This is a genomic window from Melioribacteraceae bacterium 4301-Me (genome assembly GCA_041538185.1).
Taxonomy (GTDB): domain Bacteria; phylum Bacteroidota; class Ignavibacteria; order Ignavibacteriales; family Melioribacteraceae; genus Pyranulibacter; species Pyranulibacter aquaticus.
Genome location: JBGORM010000001.1, coordinates 15,647 through 33,761, shown reverse-complemented (window position 1 = coordinate 33,761; position 18,115 = coordinate 15,647). Strand labels below are relative to the sequence as shown.

At 32.8% G+C, this 18,115-nt stretch carries 13 protein-coding genes and 4 tRNA genes; 3 read left to right on the top strand and 14 right to left on the bottom strand.

Annotated features, from left to right (window positions below; all coding sequences use genetic code 11):
* Positions 1–313: 313 nt before the first annotated feature.
* From ABRY23_00175 to ABRY23_00120, 12 genes are all read right to left on the bottom strand, one after another.
* Entirely contained in the window at positions 314–1,957 is a 1,644-nt protein-coding gene (locus tag ABRY23_00175) for a T9SS type A sorting domain-containing protein (GenBank protein MFA3781460.1), read from the bottom strand.
* Between the two features lie 28 nt (positions 1,958–1,985).
* A complete protein-coding gene (locus tag ABRY23_00170; GenBank protein ID MFA3781459.1) occupies positions 1,986–4,796 on the bottom strand; it encodes a TonB-dependent receptor domain-containing protein in 2,811 nt (936 codons plus the stop codon).
* A 333-nt stretch (positions 4,797–5,129) separates the two neighbouring features.
* Entirely contained in the window at positions 5,130–5,816 is a 687-nt protein-coding gene (gene phoU / locus ABRY23_00165; GenBank protein ID MFA3781458.1) for a phosphate signaling complex protein PhoU, read from the bottom strand.
* Between the two features lie 15 nt (positions 5,817–5,831).
* Positions 5,832–6,581, bottom strand: a complete 750-nt coding sequence (gene pstB, locus ABRY23_00160; protein ID MFA3781457.1) for a phosphate ABC transporter ATP-binding protein PstB — start codon at positions 6,579–6,581, stop codon at positions 5,832–5,834.
* Between the two features lie 34 nt (positions 6,582–6,615).
* Entirely contained in the window at positions 6,616–7,422 is an 807-nt protein-coding gene (gene pstA, locus ABRY23_00155) for a phosphate ABC transporter permease PstA (protein ID MFA3781456.1), read from the bottom strand.
* Positions 7,423–7,469: 47 nt separating this feature from the next.
* Positions 7,470–8,402, bottom strand: a complete 933-nt coding sequence (gene pstC, locus ABRY23_00150; GenBank protein MFA3781455.1) for a phosphate ABC transporter permease subunit PstC — start codon at positions 8,400–8,402, stop codon at positions 7,470–7,472.
* Between the two features lie 48 nt (positions 8,403–8,450).
* A complete protein-coding gene (gene pstS / locus ABRY23_00145) occupies positions 8,451–9,494 on the bottom strand; it encodes a phosphate ABC transporter substrate-binding protein PstS (protein ID MFA3781454.1) in 1,044 nt (347 codons plus the stop codon).
* 464 nt (positions 9,495–9,958) lie between these two features.
* On the bottom strand, positions 9,959–10,765 hold the full coding sequence (locus ABRY23_00140) for a lysophospholipid acyltransferase family protein (GenBank protein MFA3781453.1): 807 nt from the start codon (positions 10,763–10,765) through the stop codon (positions 9,959–9,961).
* An 86-nt stretch (positions 10,766–10,851) separates the two neighbouring features.
* A tRNA-Glu gene (locus tag ABRY23_00135) sits at positions 10,852–10,923 on the bottom strand.
* Between the two features lie 11 nt (positions 10,924–10,934).
* Positions 10,935–11,009, bottom strand: a tRNA-His gene (locus ABRY23_00130).
* 164 nt (positions 11,010–11,173) lie between these two features.
* A tRNA-Arg gene (locus ABRY23_00125) sits at positions 11,174–11,247 on the bottom strand.
* A 626-nt stretch (positions 11,248–11,873) separates the two neighbouring features.
* Positions 11,874–11,948, bottom strand: a tRNA-Pro gene (locus ABRY23_00120).
* Positions 11,949–12,186: 238 nt separating this feature from the next.
* Here ABRY23_00120 and ABRY23_00115 point away from each other — a divergent pair.
* The 3 genes from ABRY23_00115 to ABRY23_00105 are packed head-to-tail and all read left to right on the top strand — an operon-like array spanning position 12,187 to position 15,366.
* Positions 12,187–13,413: an ABC transporter permease gene (locus tag ABRY23_00115; GenBank protein MFA3781452.1), complete on the top strand. Its 1,227-nt coding sequence runs from the start codon at positions 12,187–12,189 to the stop codon at positions 13,411–13,413.
* Between the two features lie 22 nt (positions 13,414–13,435).
* Positions 13,436–14,677, top strand: coding sequence for an ABC transporter permease (locus ABRY23_00110; protein ID MFA3781451.1), 1,242 nt, complete (start codon positions 13,436–13,438; stop codon positions 14,675–14,677).
* Between the two features lie 5 nt (positions 14,678–14,682).
* Positions 14,683–15,366: an ABC transporter ATP-binding protein gene (locus ABRY23_00105; GenBank protein ID MFA3781450.1), complete on the top strand. Its 684-nt coding sequence runs from the start codon at positions 14,683–14,685 to the stop codon at positions 15,364–15,366.
* A 165-nt stretch (positions 15,367–15,531) separates the two neighbouring features.
* Here the strand turns inward: ABRY23_00105 and ABRY23_00100 are convergent, their stop codons facing one another.
* Both ABRY23_00100 and ABRY23_00095 read right to left on the bottom strand, forming a co-directional pair.
* Entirely contained in the window at positions 15,532–17,025 is a 1,494-nt protein-coding gene (locus ABRY23_00100; GenBank protein MFA3781449.1) for a leucyl aminopeptidase, read from the bottom strand.
* 14 nt (positions 17,026–17,039) lie between these two features.
* A complete protein-coding gene (locus ABRY23_00095) occupies positions 17,040–18,020 on the bottom strand; it encodes a bifunctional oligoribonuclease/PAP phosphatase NrnA (GenBank protein ID MFA3781448.1) in 981 nt (326 codons plus the stop codon).
* Positions 18,021–18,115 lie beyond the last annotated feature (95 nt).

The following is an 18,115-nucleotide window of genomic DNA, read 5'->3' as shown; positions in this document are numbered from 1 at the left end:
TAAAAAAATTTCATCCCAACTTTATTATTAGAAAAATTTCTCCTTTGTACTGATAAGCTATAACTAATTTCATAAAAGATGGATATCAAGAACTTTACTCTAATTTTCATAATAACATTTGAGTTAACCTTAACTCTTGGAATTGATTGAGACTTGTTAGCTTGCTTTGTTGAAAAGTTAACTCTACAGGCAATTATGAAAACTATTCTGGAAATTTTAGGCTGACGATATTGGAAGTAAATATTTTTAACAAAAACAAAAGGGTGCCTGGGAGAAGGCACCCATAGCAGGAATTAGAAGGAGAGAGAGGAGATCACTTTAATAATGTCATTTTCTTAGTGATGGTTATCTTGCTTGTTGTCAATTTATAAAAATAAATTCCGCTGCTAAGATTAGAAGCATCAAAGTTAACAGCATATGAACCAGCGTTTTTAAATTCATTAATCAAGGTAGCTATATGCTGCCCTAATAAATTATAGACTGAGAGTTCGACATAGTCTGAAACCGGCAATGAAAAATTTATTGTAGTTAATGGATTAAAAGGATTAGGGTAGTTTTGATATAAATGATAATTATAAGAAATAACCTTATCTATATTGTCATTTACATCTGTTATGGTGTAATCAGTATTTTGTGGGTCATAGTTTGTCCATCCTTCATCCCAACGTGATGAATTAGGTTCAAATGCGCCTAAGTATGTTACTTGGGTAAAAAATGAATCTTGCAATCGAGCATTACTAAAATTTGCACCTAAAGCAGCTGGTGAATTTGATGATGGTGTTGGATTCGGGTGTAAAAGATTAAATGGGTCAACAAGACCAACCTCAGAACTTGTTTCAAATGTTTTATTGGCAAATTCATTTGTATTGAACCATGCTACCACATCAAAGTTATTTACATTTGTAGTTAAATTTTTGCCGACTTGTGCACCAGCTATAATTGTATTTCTAATTTGCAGTTCATTTGCAACTGCACCGTCAGCAGAATTTTGTCCATCAATTAAAAGTCCTACTGGATAGCCCATAATTATAGAGTTGTAAATTGATGTTAGAGTTGCTCTTCTTAAATGAGCACCTCTTTTAAAATTCGGATTAAATTGTGTAAAATCAGGTGTAGACAAAGGACCAATTAAAGTAACATTCGAGTAAATTGGCTGGGTTCGTGGAGTATTAAGAGTGCCAGTGCCATCATTATCAGATTCAAATCCATTGCTGCCGCTTATATCAGCAATGTTTGGGTCCCTTAAGCCAAACAAAAACTGACATTTGCCATGATATCCAAAGTCAGTATCAAATTCATCATCCACTCCTTTGAAAGCTATCAAGTGTTTGCAATTAACACTGCCGCCAAACCATTCAAAAGAGTCATCACCGCTGTAGCTTACTTGGATGTAATCTATAGTTGTTCCGCTTCCTACCCCGCCAAAAGTTAGACCATTAATTTCATTATCAGGCAAAAATGCAATCCCAGGGAATTCAATTCTAACATACTTCATAATTCCGCTATTATCATTATCATCTGGATTATCACCACCGCCATAAACTGTTCCAGTTCCGCCTTCTATTACGGCAGTTCCCCCCGGTACGTTAAGTGATGCTTTCCCAGCCAATATTATTCCGCCCCAATCACCTGCTCCTCTTTGACCAATGGGTTGTTGACTAGTAAAAATAATAGGCTTTTGAGGTGTACCGACAGCGTTAATCTTTGCACCTCTGTTAATAATCAACGTTCCTTTAGAAGACTTTTCGCCGTAAATAATTGTGCCCGCAGGTATAGTTAAAGTAGCAGGTGGATTTACATTTACAAAACCACGCAGCAGATACTTCTTACTTGCATTTAATGTTAAGTCGGTATTTATGTCGCCTTCCAAAACTTCGTCGTACTGTGCAAGTTGAGCAAAAATATTAACACTTATAAAAAATGTTATTATTAAAAAGTATAAAGTGTTTTTAGTCATTTTACAGCCTCCTTTTTAGGTTAATAAATTATATTTTATAAGAAAGAGTTAGTGATATAGAAGAATCTTTGCTGTTTAATCGTGCTTTTTTGCCACCTTGTTTAAAAATTTGGTTTTGTCCCAATAAATTTTTTGCTGTCAATTTCAATTCAAGATTATGCTTAATTTGCTGAGTAAAAACTATATCAATTACATTGCGCGGCTCTTCAATAATATCTTCTTCATACTCGGTAGCGACTTCAACAATTCTCTCACCATTGCGGTTATAAAGTAAACTAAAGGATGTGCCCCAACTTTGATTGTTATATGTAACACCTAAATTTATTGTATAAGGAGACTGACCTTGTAATGGTCGGTTATCTCTTGGAATTGTGGTTTCAGAACCTTTAACAGTAACAGAAGATTTCACCCATGAATAATTTCCATTAATTAAGAAGTTATCAAGCACATTACTTATATGACCTAATGAGAACCTCCCTTCTAATTCAATCCCGTATAATTTTGCGTTATCAGAATTCCTAAATGTTCTTTCAGAGCCTAATGCACTTCCGGTTATGACCACTTGTTCAATTGCATTTAAAATTTTCTTGTAAAAAATACTTGCCGATATCATCTCACCTATTTCTGGGAAAGTCTCCAATCGTAAATCATAATTTTGAACTTCGGCTCTTTGAAGGTTTTCATTCCCCCTTATTGATGTTTGTGTATAAAAATCAAAATAAGCAAAGGGAGCTAACTCTCTTAACTCAGGTCTATTTACAGTACGATTTGCCGATAAACGAAGATTTGTGTTATCATTTATTTTATATATAAAATTAAGGGATGGCAGAAAATCAATGTTCTTAAGATTAACAACAATATCTTTCTGGTCAGACAAGTCACGAGAATTTAATTTAATTTGAGAGTTCTCAAGTCTGCCGCCAGCAATAATTCTTAATTCCTTTTCAAATAACTTTATAGGCAATTCGAACATCGAGTAAAAAGCGGATATATTTTCTGAAGCATTATAATTATTGGTCCCATTCAAATACTCTTGAATTGAAAAACCGTTCTTTCTATAGTTTTCCGGTGCAAATATTTTATCTATTGGCAGGTATAACAAATTAAAGTCTGTAAATCCGTTACCTGGCGCATTAATTATGGTTCCAAAAAGGCGAGAATTAAATCCACGTTCTTTTTTATCAAAAAGAGCCCCAAACTTTATTTTTAGATTTGCAACAGGCAAAGTAAAATCAGTACCTATACCTTTAGTATCTTCATGCAGATTAGAATAAAACCTTCCGCCATTTTTCAAATTAACTTGGAATCCTAAAACAGCAGCAAAAGGATTTTGAGTACCTAGTTCCCTAGCATAAATAACTCTCCTATAGTCGGGTTCATTTTTATTGGATATTGAATTGTAAACTCTCCAATCGAATTTAAGTCCATTAATATTGGGTAAAACATGTTCACCCATTAATTGTCCCGAATAAACTTCACGCGAATCAAACCTAATAGCTGATTGGAATTGTTCGGTACCGGAGTCAGTAAATTGGGCACCATGCAATTGAGAGACCTCATCGTTGGATGCATGACTGTATGTGTTTTTAAGACTAATTTTATTCAAATCATTAATTTTATAGCTAACATTCAACAATCCCCCCCATAAAGTTGAATATGTATATTGATCACCACTGTAATTAAATCTCGGCTCTCCGCTTGCTTCGTATTCATTTCTTTCAAGATTAGTCTTAACAAAATTGTTTTTATAAGAAAGTGCTGTAACAAAACCAAAGCGTGGGCCAAAAAGAGTTATTCCATCCCCAAATGAAATTAAGAAACTGCCATTAATAGGTGCCTTCGTCTTCGTAGTTGACCAATTATTTGGAAATTGTTTAGCAAATTCTAACATTTGTTCAGGTGTGTAATTTCCTTTGCTTAAATCAGGAGGAATATGAGACGGCAGGCTTCTTGTGCCATCATCAATACCCAAGAAATCTAATTTACCACCTTTGTAGGTCCTGAAATTATTTAGAGATGTATTGTTGGTATATGAGCCAGTTAATGTAATATTTAGTTTTATTTTGTCAGGGAAATCAATTGTGTTCATTTTTACAAGTCCGCCGCCAAAATCGCCGGGTTTATCTACAGAGTAAGATTTATCAATTATTATATTGTCTAATAAATTGGTAGGAATTAAATCAAATGCAAAAGATTTTTTATCTGGTTCAGTACTTGACAATGATACATTATTCAACATTGCATAGCTATAGCGTTCACTTGTACCTCTGACAAATACAAACTTATTATCAACAACTGATACGCCTGTAATTCGGCGTAATGCATCGCTTGATGTAGCATCTGGTGATTTTTTAATTTGTTCAGCACTTATTCCATCGCTTATTGAAACTGCATTTTTTTGCAAGTTAATTAGAGCAGCTTCATAAGAATTTTCCGCTTTACTGGTTACAACTACCTCTTCGACTGAGATTGCTTCTGGCTGCAATGTAATATTGATTACTGTGTTACTATTAGCTTTTACTTCCACATTAGAGATTTTCTTTTTAGCATATCCAATACAACTTACTGCAATTTCATAAGTGCCTTCTTCTACATTAGAGATTAAATATTTACCTTCAATATCACTTGCATCACCGAAATTTGTACCACTTAATAAAACATTAGCACCAATTACTGCTTCTCCAGTAGTGCTGTCAACTACCTTACCACTTACTGAACCTTTTGACTGTGCATTTAATTTTAGTGGAAAAAGCAAGATGACAATAGAAAGTATAAAAGAAAGGCTTATTATATTAAGCAGAGTTTTTATCATGCTTTTTGTTTGTTTATTATAATTCATTTCTCTCCTCTCTTTTCTTGAACTTCCGCTACAAACTTACTGAAGGTATATTAAGTCATAATTAAGCCTGTGTTAAGAAACTATTAATTGTGCCTAAGTTTTGTAATGTTAGAGTGGCTCTGTTAAGCTAATAAGTTTATAATCATTGAAGAGATTGTTGCGGACAAATGACTTATGTTAACCAAAAAACTTATTAGAAGTGAATTTTTAGGTTATATAAATTGCAGAATTGTAGTAGATAAACAGGATGGTTAAAAATAGGATTGAAACATTATTGATTTGGTATAGATAATAATCGCAGCAAAAAATTTCATATTACTTATAAACAAAAAGCTACAGTTCATCTTCCCATCTTTTTTCACCAAGTTTCTTTTTATGAGCTATAATTTTTGCTTCAACATAAAAAACCAAATTTTCAGCGATGTTAGTTGCATGGTCGGCAAGTCTTTCCACATGTCGTGTTAAAACAATTAAATGAGAGCATGGTTCAATTAAATCTGGTTGATTTTTCATTTTTTCCACTAGCATTTTAAAAATCTGTTTATTTAGTTTATCAACTTCATTATCTTCCATCATTACGTTATAAGCCAAGTCAATATCCTTATTGAGGAAACTGTCAATAGATTGCTTAACCATATCTTTTGCTTTTTTAAGCATATCGAGAATTCCCGATTCTTTTATTAGATTTATATAATCGAATGTCTTTTTAATTCTTTGAGAGATATTAACAGCTATATCGCCGCATCTTTCCAATTGATTATTAATCATAATAACTGACATTACATAACGTAGGTCCGAAGCTACCGGTTGGAATAATGCTAATATATTCTCACATTGAGCTAAAATTAAATTATCGTATGCATCAATTTCTAAGTCTTTTGCTTTTACTCTTTTGCAAAGCTCAATATTATTTGAGTTAAGTGCTTCAAAAGTACGGTTGACTTGATCATCAACCAGTGAAGCCATTTTCAATAAATTAGTATTAAGTTTTTCTAATTCTTCGTTAAAATGTTCTTGCATATAGTTCTCCAGTTGTTAACCAAATCTACCTCTAATATAATCTTCGGTTTGTTTATTAGAAGGTGAAGTAAATATTTTCTTAGTTTCTCCATATTCTATAAGTTCTCCTAGGTAAAAGAATGCAGTGTAATCGCTAACGCGTGAAGCTTGCTGCATATTATGGGTAACAATTATAATTGTATAATTTTTTTTCAACTCAAAAATTAGGTCTTCAATTTTAGTAGTAGAAATTGGGTCAAGTGCGCTAGCAGGTTCATCCATTAGGACTACCTCTGGATTAACAGCTAAAGTGCGGGCAATACACAAACGCTGCTGCTGACCACCAGAGAGATTAATACCAGACTGGTTTAAATTATCTTTAACTTCCTCCCATAGTGCTGCTTGTTTTAATGATTTTTCAACAATTTCTTTCAACTGCTTTTTATCACGGTAACCGTTAAATTTTAAACCTGCAGCAACATTATTAAAAATTGACATGGTTGGAAAGGGATTTGGTTTTTGAAAAACCATTCCCAATCTTCTTCTAACATCGACTGGGTCCTTTTTCATAATATCCTCGCCGTCAAGCAGTATTTCCCCCTTAATTGTTCCGCCAACAACCTCATGCATTCTGTTCAAGCATCTTAAAAAAGTAGATTTGCCACAACCCGAAGGACCAATAATAGCAACAACTTTATTCTTAGGTATATCAATTGTAACTGACTTTAATACTTTTGTTTTACCATAATAAGCTTCTAAATTCTTCACTGAAAGTTTTATATCCATGTGCAAGTTATTTATTATTGTAATATTAAGCTGCTTATTTATTTGTTTTATATTTTGGACGAGTTATAATTTTGAATAACAAACTTAATATAGATATCAATAAAATGAGAACCAAAGCAGCTGTCCATGCTTGGTTATTCCACTCCTCAAATGGAGCCTTAGCATAATCATAAATATAAACTGTTAAAGAAGCAATTGGCTGGAAAATAGAAGTCGACCAAAACCTATTGCCCAAGGCAGTAAACAGAAGAGGTGCAGTTTCACCTGCTGCTCTAGATAGACCAAGCAGGATTCCTGTTGCAATACCTTTCCAAGCTGTTTTAAGTACAATCATTAAAGTTGTTTTCCATTTAGGAATACCCAAAGCCAACCCCGCTTCCCTTAATGAGTGCGGAACAAGTTTTATCATTTCTTCAGTAGTTCTGGTAATAGTAGGAATCATAAGAATTGCAAGCGCAATGCCTCCAGCAAGAGCTGAAAAATGTTTCATTGGAACTACAACTAAAGTATAAGCAACTACACCCACAACTATTGATGGAACCCCGCTTAAAACATCGGTCATAAATCGAACTAAGTACCCAAACTTATTGTTGCCAAATTCAGATAAATACGTCCCAGCAAAAACACCTATAGGTATTCCAATGCTACCGCCTATTGTAATTAAAATTAATGTACCTACAATTGCATTAGCCATTCCACCGCCACTTTCGCCAACGGGCTTAGGCATTTGTATAAAAAAATCTAAATTCAAATATGAGATTCCTTTCGAAAGAGTATAATAAAAAATAAAAACTAGGGGGACTAGAGTCACAATCACCGAAAAAATCATTAGGCACTTCATAATGAAGCTGATTGTTTTTCTTTTTATCAAGTTAAATTTAGATGGGCTCAACTTTTCTTCCATTTCCTTTCTAAGCTCCAAACTAAGAGTCTTGCAAATGCATTAATTAAGACAGTAATTACAAATAAAACTAAGGCTAATTCAATAAGAGCACTAACATAGATATCAGAAGTTGCCTCGGTAAATTCATTAGCAATTACGCTTGCCATAGTATAAGATGGGTCAAAAAGAGATAAAGATATGTTAGCAGTATTACCTATCACCATAGTAACCGCCATTGTTTCACCTATTGCTCTGCCTAATCCAAGCATAGTTGCGCCAAGAATGCCTGGTTTAGCTTCCTTTAGAACTATTTTAATAGTTTCCCATTTAGTTGCTCCTAAGGCCAGTGCTGCTTCTCTTTGAGATTGGGGTACCGATTTTAATACGTCTCTTGTAATAGAAGAAATAATTGGCAAGACCATTACTGCTAATATTAAAACGGCAGCCAGCATGCCAAATCCATAAGGGGCTCCTCTAAAAAATGGAAGAAAGTCAAAACGTTCTGATAAAAATGGCTCTACGTCATTTCTAATCCATGGTACTAAAACAAATATTCCCCACAAGCCATATATCACGCTAGGAATGCCTGCTAACAATTCAACTAAGTAAGAAAGAGGTTTTTCCAACCATGATGGTGCTAATTCTGATAAAAAGATAGCTACACCTAAGCTTAATGGCAAAGAAATAATTAATGCTAAAAAAGAGGAAAAAAGAGTGCCGAAGATAATTGGAAGAGCGCCAAAAATTTCTTGAACAGGATCCCACTCAGAGTTAATTAAAAAATTCCAACCAAATTTTTTAATAGAACCCAAAGAACCAGTATACATTTCGAATGTCATCAGCAGAATTAGAAATAAAACTAACGCAGCAAATAGCAACGTTAGTTTTTCAAATATAAAATCACCAATATTATATTTACGAAAGGTATTTTTAGCCAAGCCTTTAAAGCACATCCAATTATTAATTTGCGATATAAATTTACAAAACTATTTCAAATTTACCTTCTTCCCATTCGATGTTATAGTATTAATTTTATTCTCACACAATTTCACAACGCTTTTTGGCAATGGAGCATAATATAAAGAAGTCGCAAACGATTGTCCTTTTGTCATTGCCCATTTTAAAAACTTTACAATTGCAGATGCTTTCGATGGGTTTTTGATATCCTTATAAATTAAAAGCCAAGTAAAGCCTGAAATAGGATAAGAATTTTTTCCATCTGCATTTGTGATTGAAACTCTCAAATCTGGAGGCATATTATTAGCAGCACCTTCAGCAGCTGCTGTTACTGATTCAAATGAAGGCTCAGCAAAATTTCCTGCTTTGTTTTTAATGTAAGCATAGGGTGTATTGTTTTGCACTGCATAAGCTAACTCTATATAACCAATTGAACCTTGAGTTTGCTTAATTAAGCCTGCAACACCTTCGTTACCTTTTCCACCTAGCCCAACTGGCCAATTTACTGAAGTGCCTCTTCCCACTTTAGTCTCCCATTCTTTACTAACCTTGGAAAGGTAGTCAGTAAAAATAAAGGTTGTACCGCTTCCATCTGAACGATGTGCAACTACAATGTAACGATCTGGCAGTATTAAATCGGGGTTTAAGACTTTTATTCTTGCATCATTCCACTTTTTAATTTTACCTAAGAAAATATCTGCTAAAGTTACACCATCTAATTTTAGTCCTTTGCCTATATTTGGCAAATTGTATCCCACTACAACTGCTCCTAAAACCGTAGGAATGTGCAATATTTCAGTACCTCTTTTTTGCAATGCTTCGTGCAATTGCTGGTCGTTCATTGGACCATCACTGGCACCGAAATCTACAGTACCTTCTATAATTTGTCGTATGCCGCCACCACTGCCAATTGACTGATAATTAAATTGAACTCCAGTTTCTTTTTTGTATTCGTCAAACCATTTCATATAAATAACATACGGGAAAGTTGCACCAGCACCGTTCAGTTGCAATTGCGCAAATGTTAATTGGCTGAAAATTATAAACAAAACTAAAAGAATTTTGTTAAACATCTTAAAGTCTCCTGTTATTTTAGAGTATGTCTTAATTATTTTATATAAGTCTGAAATTTATTTTTGAATTAAATAGCTATCTTGATTTCAATTTACATACAATTTAATAAAGCATAATTACTGCGGAAATACTGAAAAAAGTTAGGTTGTATATCGTAACAATTAATACTTGCCAAGTAAATTTTATTTTGGCAGGTAAACATTGGATTGTGAAAAATAACATTATCAAATACTTCACTTATCCTTTTATTATTCCTACTTTAGTTCTAACATTAATTTTTAAATTTTCTCACCTAAAAGAGTAATATGAACCATTCACTACTTTTTTTGTTATCGTGCAAAAATACGATTTGGCGATTATTAGAGTGTTAAGTTAATGTTAAGGAATTGTTAATTATCTGTATGCAATTATGGCAAACTGTAGATAATTGAATATAACTCTCGGTTGATTGTAACAATTAGTGTCAATTTATTATTAAGTTTTGTTTTCCCCACTCAATTAGTTTATTTTTAATAAAATTAATTATGCCTAAATGGGCAAGAGATGTATTAGATAAATCAGTAATTGGTTCGCCAAAACAAAAGCGGACTTTTTTTGAAGTGTCAATTTTACCAAATTCTTTAATTATTTTACCATTTTCCCATGCATCGGTCAGCAAGGCAATTGGGATTACAGGAATATTATTTTTTTTAGCTAATTTTATGCCGAGTGTATTAAAAGATTTTTCTTCGAAATACTTTGTTCTGGTTTTCTGAGGAAATATAATTACTGATTTACCCTCTTGAATTTTTTTTGCTCCTTGTTCTAAAACTGTTATTAAATCTTCTCTTGGATTTTCTCTTTTTACAAGTATTGGGTCGCGTGCAGCAGAAACCCTTCCAAAAAATGGAAACTTTACTAATTCCTCCTTCATAACAAATACAACTCGATGAATAGGATGAATTATACCTGGCAAAATTAAAGTTTCCAGCGTGCTCATATGGTTAGATACAAAAATAACAGGACCTTTTACTTTTCGTAAATTATCCATGCCAGATATTTCAAAATACATTCCACACTTTTCAAAACTATGAAGCATATCAAGCGAAGAACTTATCCACTCAGAATCCCCATAAATTCCTTTCTTGGCTTGCTTACTTGTGTACAAAACAATTCTAACAACATTCATATACAAGCAGATACCAGCCAAAAAATTCTTTTTAACATTAGGGGTATTGGTTTGATAACAATCTTTACCGGCTATTATCTGGTTATAAATTTTTCTAATCATTTTCAGATTAAGTAATTTTTCGAAAGTTCAGTAATAGAAACAGTTTAAAATAAAAAAAGCCTCATATAAATGAGACTTTTTATTTGTGACCCCAACGGGATTCGAACCCATATTACCGCCGTGAAAGGGCGATGTCCTAACCATTAGACGATGGGGCCAAATTTTTATGGGTGAGCAATGGGACTTGAACCCATGACCTTCTGGGCCACAACCAGATGCTCTAACCAAACTGAGCTATGCTCACCATTTAGAATGAAAAAGAACTAATTAGATTTTAATTTTAACCCAAATTTTTCACATATCAGCGCCGGGATATCGAGCTTATGCAAATAATTCACTTGAATTCACACAAACTTTTTGGGTTAATAATTCTGAATATAACACTTTTAATTCAATCATTAATCTTTGTACGCCCAAGTGGAATCGAACCACTAACCTACAGCTTAGAAGGCTGTTGCTCTATCCAATTGAGCTATGGGCGCTTATAATTAATTTCTAAAAATAATTACAGTAAATTTACAATTTTATTTTTATTTGGAAACCATAGGAAGAATTCCCTAACAAATCACAGATTAATTAATAACAGTTTACAATTTTCTTTACTTTTTCTCTTCCTTATCTACTACTCTTACCCTTAATGTCGGGGCGGCAGAATTCGAACCTGCGACCTTCCCGACTCCCTAAGTCGGGACGCGCTATCTACCTTTTCTTACCCTTACTACTTCCCTTCATACACTGGTAATTTTACTGCCTATCTTAAAAATTTATGACTTAGCGTCCAATGAACTCCCGAGTGTCGGGGCGGCAGGATTCGAACCTGCGACCTTCCCGACTCCCTAAGTCGGGACGCGCTATCTACCTTTTCTTACTCTTACTACTTCCCTTCATACACTGATAATTTTACTGCCTACCTTAAAAATTTATGATTTAGCGTCCAATGAACTCCCGAGTGTCGGGGCGGCAGGATTCGAACCTGCGACCTTCCCGACTCCCTAAGTCGGGACGCGCTATCTACCTTTTCTTACTCTTACTACTTCCCTTCATACACTGATAATTTTACTGCCTACCTTAAAAATTTATGATTTAGCGTCCAATGAACTCCCGGATGTCGGGGCGGCAGGATTCGAACCTGCGACCTCCTGCTCCCAAAGCAGGCGCGCTAACCGGGCTACGCTACGCCCCGTTGTTTATGAAGCTATTTATATAACATGTAACTACAATAAACAAATAGTTGGCTAAAAATCACAATCAAAAAAATATTTTAATCAATATGCCAAAGAACTAAATTTGGTTTTTAAATTTCTACAAATGCCGTAAAAATTAATCTAAAGAGGGGTATTAAAATATGTTTTTCGGTTTTGAATGTCAATTTATGTGCCTATTTTTAGTTTTGTATTTTTAATTTACTGTCATTTATACAAATGTCTTATACATTCTACATATCTAAAAAGTACATAGGCTCTAAAAAAAATTCGAGGACACTTTCTTTTATATCAAGAATTACTATAGGCGGTATAGCGCTCGGCGTGGCAATTGTTATAATAGCACTCACCATATTAGATGGCTTTCAAAAGATAGTTTCGGAAAAAATAATTGATTTTAATTCCCATATTAAAATAACCGCATTCGGCGACAAAAATATTGAAAATTTTCAAAGTGTTATTGAAGAAATAGAATCAAAATTTGCAAATAATATATCTTCTATCACCCTCTATGTTTCAAAGCTCTCAATTATAAAATCTAAAAAGAGAACAGACGGTGTTACCATTATTGGTATTAATCCCGAAAGCAGCGACCTGACAATATCCAAATTCATAACAAACGGCAAATTTGAATTAACAGACTCAGAAAATACCCCTACAATTATAATAGGTAAAAAGCTTGCTGAGAAATTATTGTTAAACGTTGGTGAAAAAGTAACTATTTTTTCCCTTAGAAATAACCAAATACCATCAATTAACAATCCTCCGGCAATACAACAGTTTATCGTTAGCGGTGTTTTTGAAAGTGGAATGTCTGAGTATGATGATATTTATGCGTACATAAATATTAACACGGCTCAAAAATTATTTGGAATGAGAGGTGAGGTATCTGGATTTAACTTAAGAGTCAAAAATGTCACTCAAATTCAGCAAGTTTCAGATTCTTTGCAAGATTATCTACACTATCCATTTTATGTAAGGTCTATTTATAAAATTCATCAAAACATTTTTACATGGTTGGACTTACAAAAAAAGCCCATACCAATTATTTTAGGATTAATAATAATTGTTGCGGTGTTCAATATAATTGGTACTATTTTAATGTTGGTATTAGAAAAAATAAGCAGCATTGGTATACTGAAAGCATTAGGTTCTAGTAAAATAGATATCATAAAAATTTTTCTCCTTCAGGGAGTTTATCTTTCTTTGATAGGGATAATTTTAGGTAATCTGCTGGCTTTTATTTTAAGTTACCTACAAAAAGAGTTTAATATTATTTCTCTTCCTTCTAATGTATATTTTATTTCGTACGTGCCGATTTCAATTGATTTTGGGAATTACTTGTTAGTTTCGGTGATTACATTTATTCTTTGTATTGCTGCTTCCTTAATACCGAGTTATATTGCATCAAACATAAATCCAATTTCTGCCATAAAGTTTGAATGAAAATTATTAGAGCAAAAAACAAATGTTCGAATTTTTTATCGCAAAAAGGTATATAAAGGCTAAACATAAAATTAGTTTTATTTCTATTATTTCTGCTTTTTCTACTCTTGGAATTACAATTGGTGTGGCAGCTTTAGTTATTGTTCTATCAGTTTTTAATGGTTTTGGTTCAATTGTTACAAGTATATTAATAAGTTTTGACCCACATGTTAGAATTAACATTTTAACTGATTCATTGACTACAAACTACAATTCAATTTATAAGAAAATTCAAGAAGAAAAATATGTTGAATTAGTATCCCCATTTGTTGAAGGAAAAGTAATAGCTATGTATAAAAAAAGCTATGAGATACTTAATATGAAAGGTATAACATCAAATAACAGTAATCTTGGACATAATAAAGATTGGGGAGTAGCAACAAAAATAATTTCGGGAAAATACGATTTAATTTCTGATTCAAAGACGAATAAAATAATTTTAGGTTTACCAACAGCTTTAAGGTTATCAGTTAGAGTAGGAGATACAATTTCAGTTACATCAGCTTATAATATTGAAAGAGCTGTCACTAATTTTGCTATTCCCAACACAAAAAAATTTTTAGTAACAGGCATTTTTGAATCGAACAACAGAGAATACGATGTTTCATATATTTTCACTTCGATTGATTCAGGACAAAAATTATTCGGGTTAGGTAAAAGTATTAATGGTTTTGATTTGCGATTAACTGATATTGATAAATCTAACTCAGTAAAGAAAGCTTTATTAAAAAAATTAGGTACAGAAAATTATTCAGTTAATACTTGGTATGACCTACACAAAGATTTATACAATGTGATGATAATTGAAAGATGGTCTGCTTACATTTTACTGTGTTTAATAATTGCAGTAGCTACATTTAATATTTTAGGGTCGTTAACTATGTCTGTCCTTGAAAAGAAAAAAGACATTGGATTAATTCGTTCTTTAGGAGCAAAGAAAACGTCAATACAAAAAATATTTTTAAGTGAAGGGTTTTTACTTGGCTTACTTGGAACAACAGCCGGAATATTCATTGGGTTATTAATCTGCTATCTGCAAATTAAGTATAATTTATACCCATTAGATCCGACAAAATACATAATTGATTCTCTTCCTATTCAAGTTAGAATTAGTGATATAATAGCAGTAGGAGGAATGTCATTTCTACTTACATTTTTTGCGGCTTTATATCCTGCTAAAAGAGCAGCCAACACCGTAATAATAGAATCAATAAAATATGAGTAAATTAAATGATATTACAAGCAGAAAATATTCACAAATCATTCTTAAAAGCTACTAATAACAAAAAATTAGAAGTTTTAAAAGGAATTTCTTTTTCGCTAATAGAAAATAAAATTACCATAATCGAAGGAGCTTCTGGAGCCGGCAAAAGCACTTTGCTTCATATTCTCGGCGGCTTGGATGTACCGGATAGTGGAAGAGTTATTATAAAAGATACGGATATTTTTTCATTAGACGACCAAAGTCTATCTCGTTTTAGAAATCAAAATATTGGTTTTGTTTTTCAGTTTCATCACTTATTGCCTGAATTTACAGCAGTCGAAAATGTTGCAATACCAATGATGATTGCAGAAGTAAGTAAGACTAAAGCTATGCAAAAAGCAAAAGAACTACTTAGTTTAGTTGGGCTTAATAACAGGCATGATCATAAACCATCAGAACTTTCTGGTGGTGAGCAGCAGAAAGTAGCCATTGCAAGAGCGCTTGCAAACAACCCATCAATTATCTTTGCTGACGAGCCAACCGGGAATTTAGATTCTACAAACAGCGAGGTTATTCACAAATTATTTATCGAGCTTAAAGAGAAGCTTGGACTTACTTTTTTGCTTGTAACCCATAATCCTGACCTCGTGCAGTTAGGTGATTATATATTACAAATGAAAGATGGACAATTAATACAGCCGTATAATTAACACCAAAAATATTATTATTACGCAAAGGCAGCACCATGAAGTGGTGAATAATCATGATAAATAAAGACTGTGGATAAGTCGCAAGCAAAAGTAAATAGATAATTTTCTAATGCGCAACTGTCTTAAAATCAAAGATTTTTTAAAAGTAATATAAGCGGTCCTTATTTAAATTTTTGACAAATAGTCGAACATTAATCTAATTCCAAATCCCGTATCGTATTTTTCGGTATAATTTGTTGATTTATGTTTAATAGCAGGTCCAGCAATATCTAAATGTGCCCATGGAATTTTTTCATCAACAAAATGTTCCAAGAATTTGCCGGCGGTAATTGCTCCTCCCCATCTTGGTCCTAAATTACTTACATCAGCAATGTCACTTTTTATCATGTCTTTATAATCTTTCCAAAACGGGAGGCGCCATATTCTTTCAAAAGTTAAGTTGCTGCTTTTTAATAAAGCTTCAGCTAAATTATCATCTTCGGTCATCAATCCAGCAGCAATTTCACCTAAAGCAACTACACATGCACCGGTTAATGTTGCGAAGTCAATTATTTGATCTGGTTTTAGTTTTGAAGCATACTCAAGTGCATCAGCTAAAATAATTCTCCCTTCAGCATCAGTATCTTTAACTTCTATTGTCTTTCCACTAGATGTTTTAATAATGTCGCCGGGCTTATACGAACCACCGGCTAACATATTTTCAACAGCGGGGACAATGCCAACTATTTCTATTGGCAAGTTTGCCAAAGCAATTGCTCTCATTATACCAATTACCAAAGCACCGCCTGCCATATCAGCCTTCATTTCGATCATACCTGAAGTAGGTTTAATTGACAAGCCACCCGAATCGTATGTTACACCTTTTCCAACTAATACAATTTTTTTCTTGGCTTTTCTTTTAGGCTTATAGTGCATAACTATTAAACACGGTTGGTTTATGCTTGAGCCTCCAACCGCTAAAATAGCTCCCATTTTTCTTTTTTGAAGTTCCCTCTTATCGAAAATTTTTACATTAACATTTCTTTTAGTAAGCTCAATCTTTGTGCGCTTAGCTAATTCCATTGGTGTTAAAGCTACTGCCGGTTCGTTTACCAAATCTCTTGCAAAATATACAGATTGCATTATATGTTCAGTTACTTTAATGATGCGTTTTATTATAATATAATCTGACGAGTACAAGTTAACGATTAATTTTTTGGGGTTTTCTTTTTCACTTAAGTATTTATCAAAAGTATAGTTACCTAACCATATACCCTCTAAAAACGTTTGGTAATAATATTCTTTATCGAAGTATTTATCATATAAGTGATAATCAGGCACAAGAATATTCAAAGAACTTAGGCCAGAGTTTTTTAATGATTGAGTTAATCCCGCTAAGATATTTCTAAAATAATCTACTGTGAAATTTTTTTTAATATTTACCTTATAAAGGTATACAACCGATGGTTCTTTAAGTGAGTTATTTAAAACAATTGAATTAGTTTTCTCATCTAAAAAGATTTTTCTTTGCAGACTACTGAGTTTAATGCTAACTTTATCTTCAAATAGTTCTAATTCTTTCTTTACATTTTCATCTGTAGATATAAACTTTACTAAAGCAGAATATCTTTCAAGCTTCACAACATCCTTATAGGAAGCAAAATTTAGTTTGAACAACATAATTTCCTCTTTTTTTACAAATAATTTTGAGCTGCTTTAATAATTTTTGGCAGGTACTCCTCAATAGTAACGTTAAAGAGCCTAGTGCCGCTTGCATTTAAATGACCCCCACCGTTAAATTCGGCAGCCAATTTATTAACTGGAATTTTCCCTTTGGAACGAAAGCTAACTTTAATTCCATCTTTTAATTCAAAAAATAAAATACCAATCTTAACTCCCTCAATTGATAAACAAAAATTTACAAAACCATCGACTTCAGATTCGTCAGCACCAGTGTTTTTAATATCAGTATTGGTAATTATCATATAAGCTATTTGTTTAGTATCATCAAGCTGAATTGTTTTTAGTGCTTCTCCTAAAAGTTTAATTTTACTAAAATGATTCTGACTATATATTTTATCGTATATTTCAGTGGGATTAACTCCATATTCTAATAATTCTGCAGCTATCAAATGAACTTTTGAGGTTGTCCTTTCGAATCTAAATGAGCCGGTATCTGTCATTATTGCGGTATATAATTGTACTGCAATGTTATAATCAAGTTCTACAATTTTTGTTGATTTTATAAAATCATAGATTATTTCTCCTGTGGCAGAATATTCTGTGTTGCCAAATATGTAGTCGAATGCATTCTCAGGGTCTTGGTGATGGTCAATACAAACTTTTATCCCAGCAAACTCTCGAAAGTAATTTTCCATCTTAACAATTCTATTAGTTTGGTTAAGATCAAGCAAAATAATTACATCAACCTTTTGAAAAAGTTGAGAATGATTTTGTTGGTCAAACTTTTCTATTACGTTATTACTATCAAGGAATTGTAAAAAATAAGGAGTTGAACTATGGTTAACAGCAAAGACTTCTTTGTTTAATTTTCTCAATATTTCGTAAAAGGCTAATTGGGAACCAATAGCATCAGCATCTGGGTTAATATGTGTAGTTAGCAAAAAAGATCTATTTGAAAAAATTATTTGTTTGAGCTTTTGGAAATCGTCCATTAAACTGTATTTCTATTAGTAGTCAAAAAATTCCACAAAAATAAATTAGTAAGAAGCACGAGATATTTCAGCCAATCTAAATAAAAAGGGCGAAG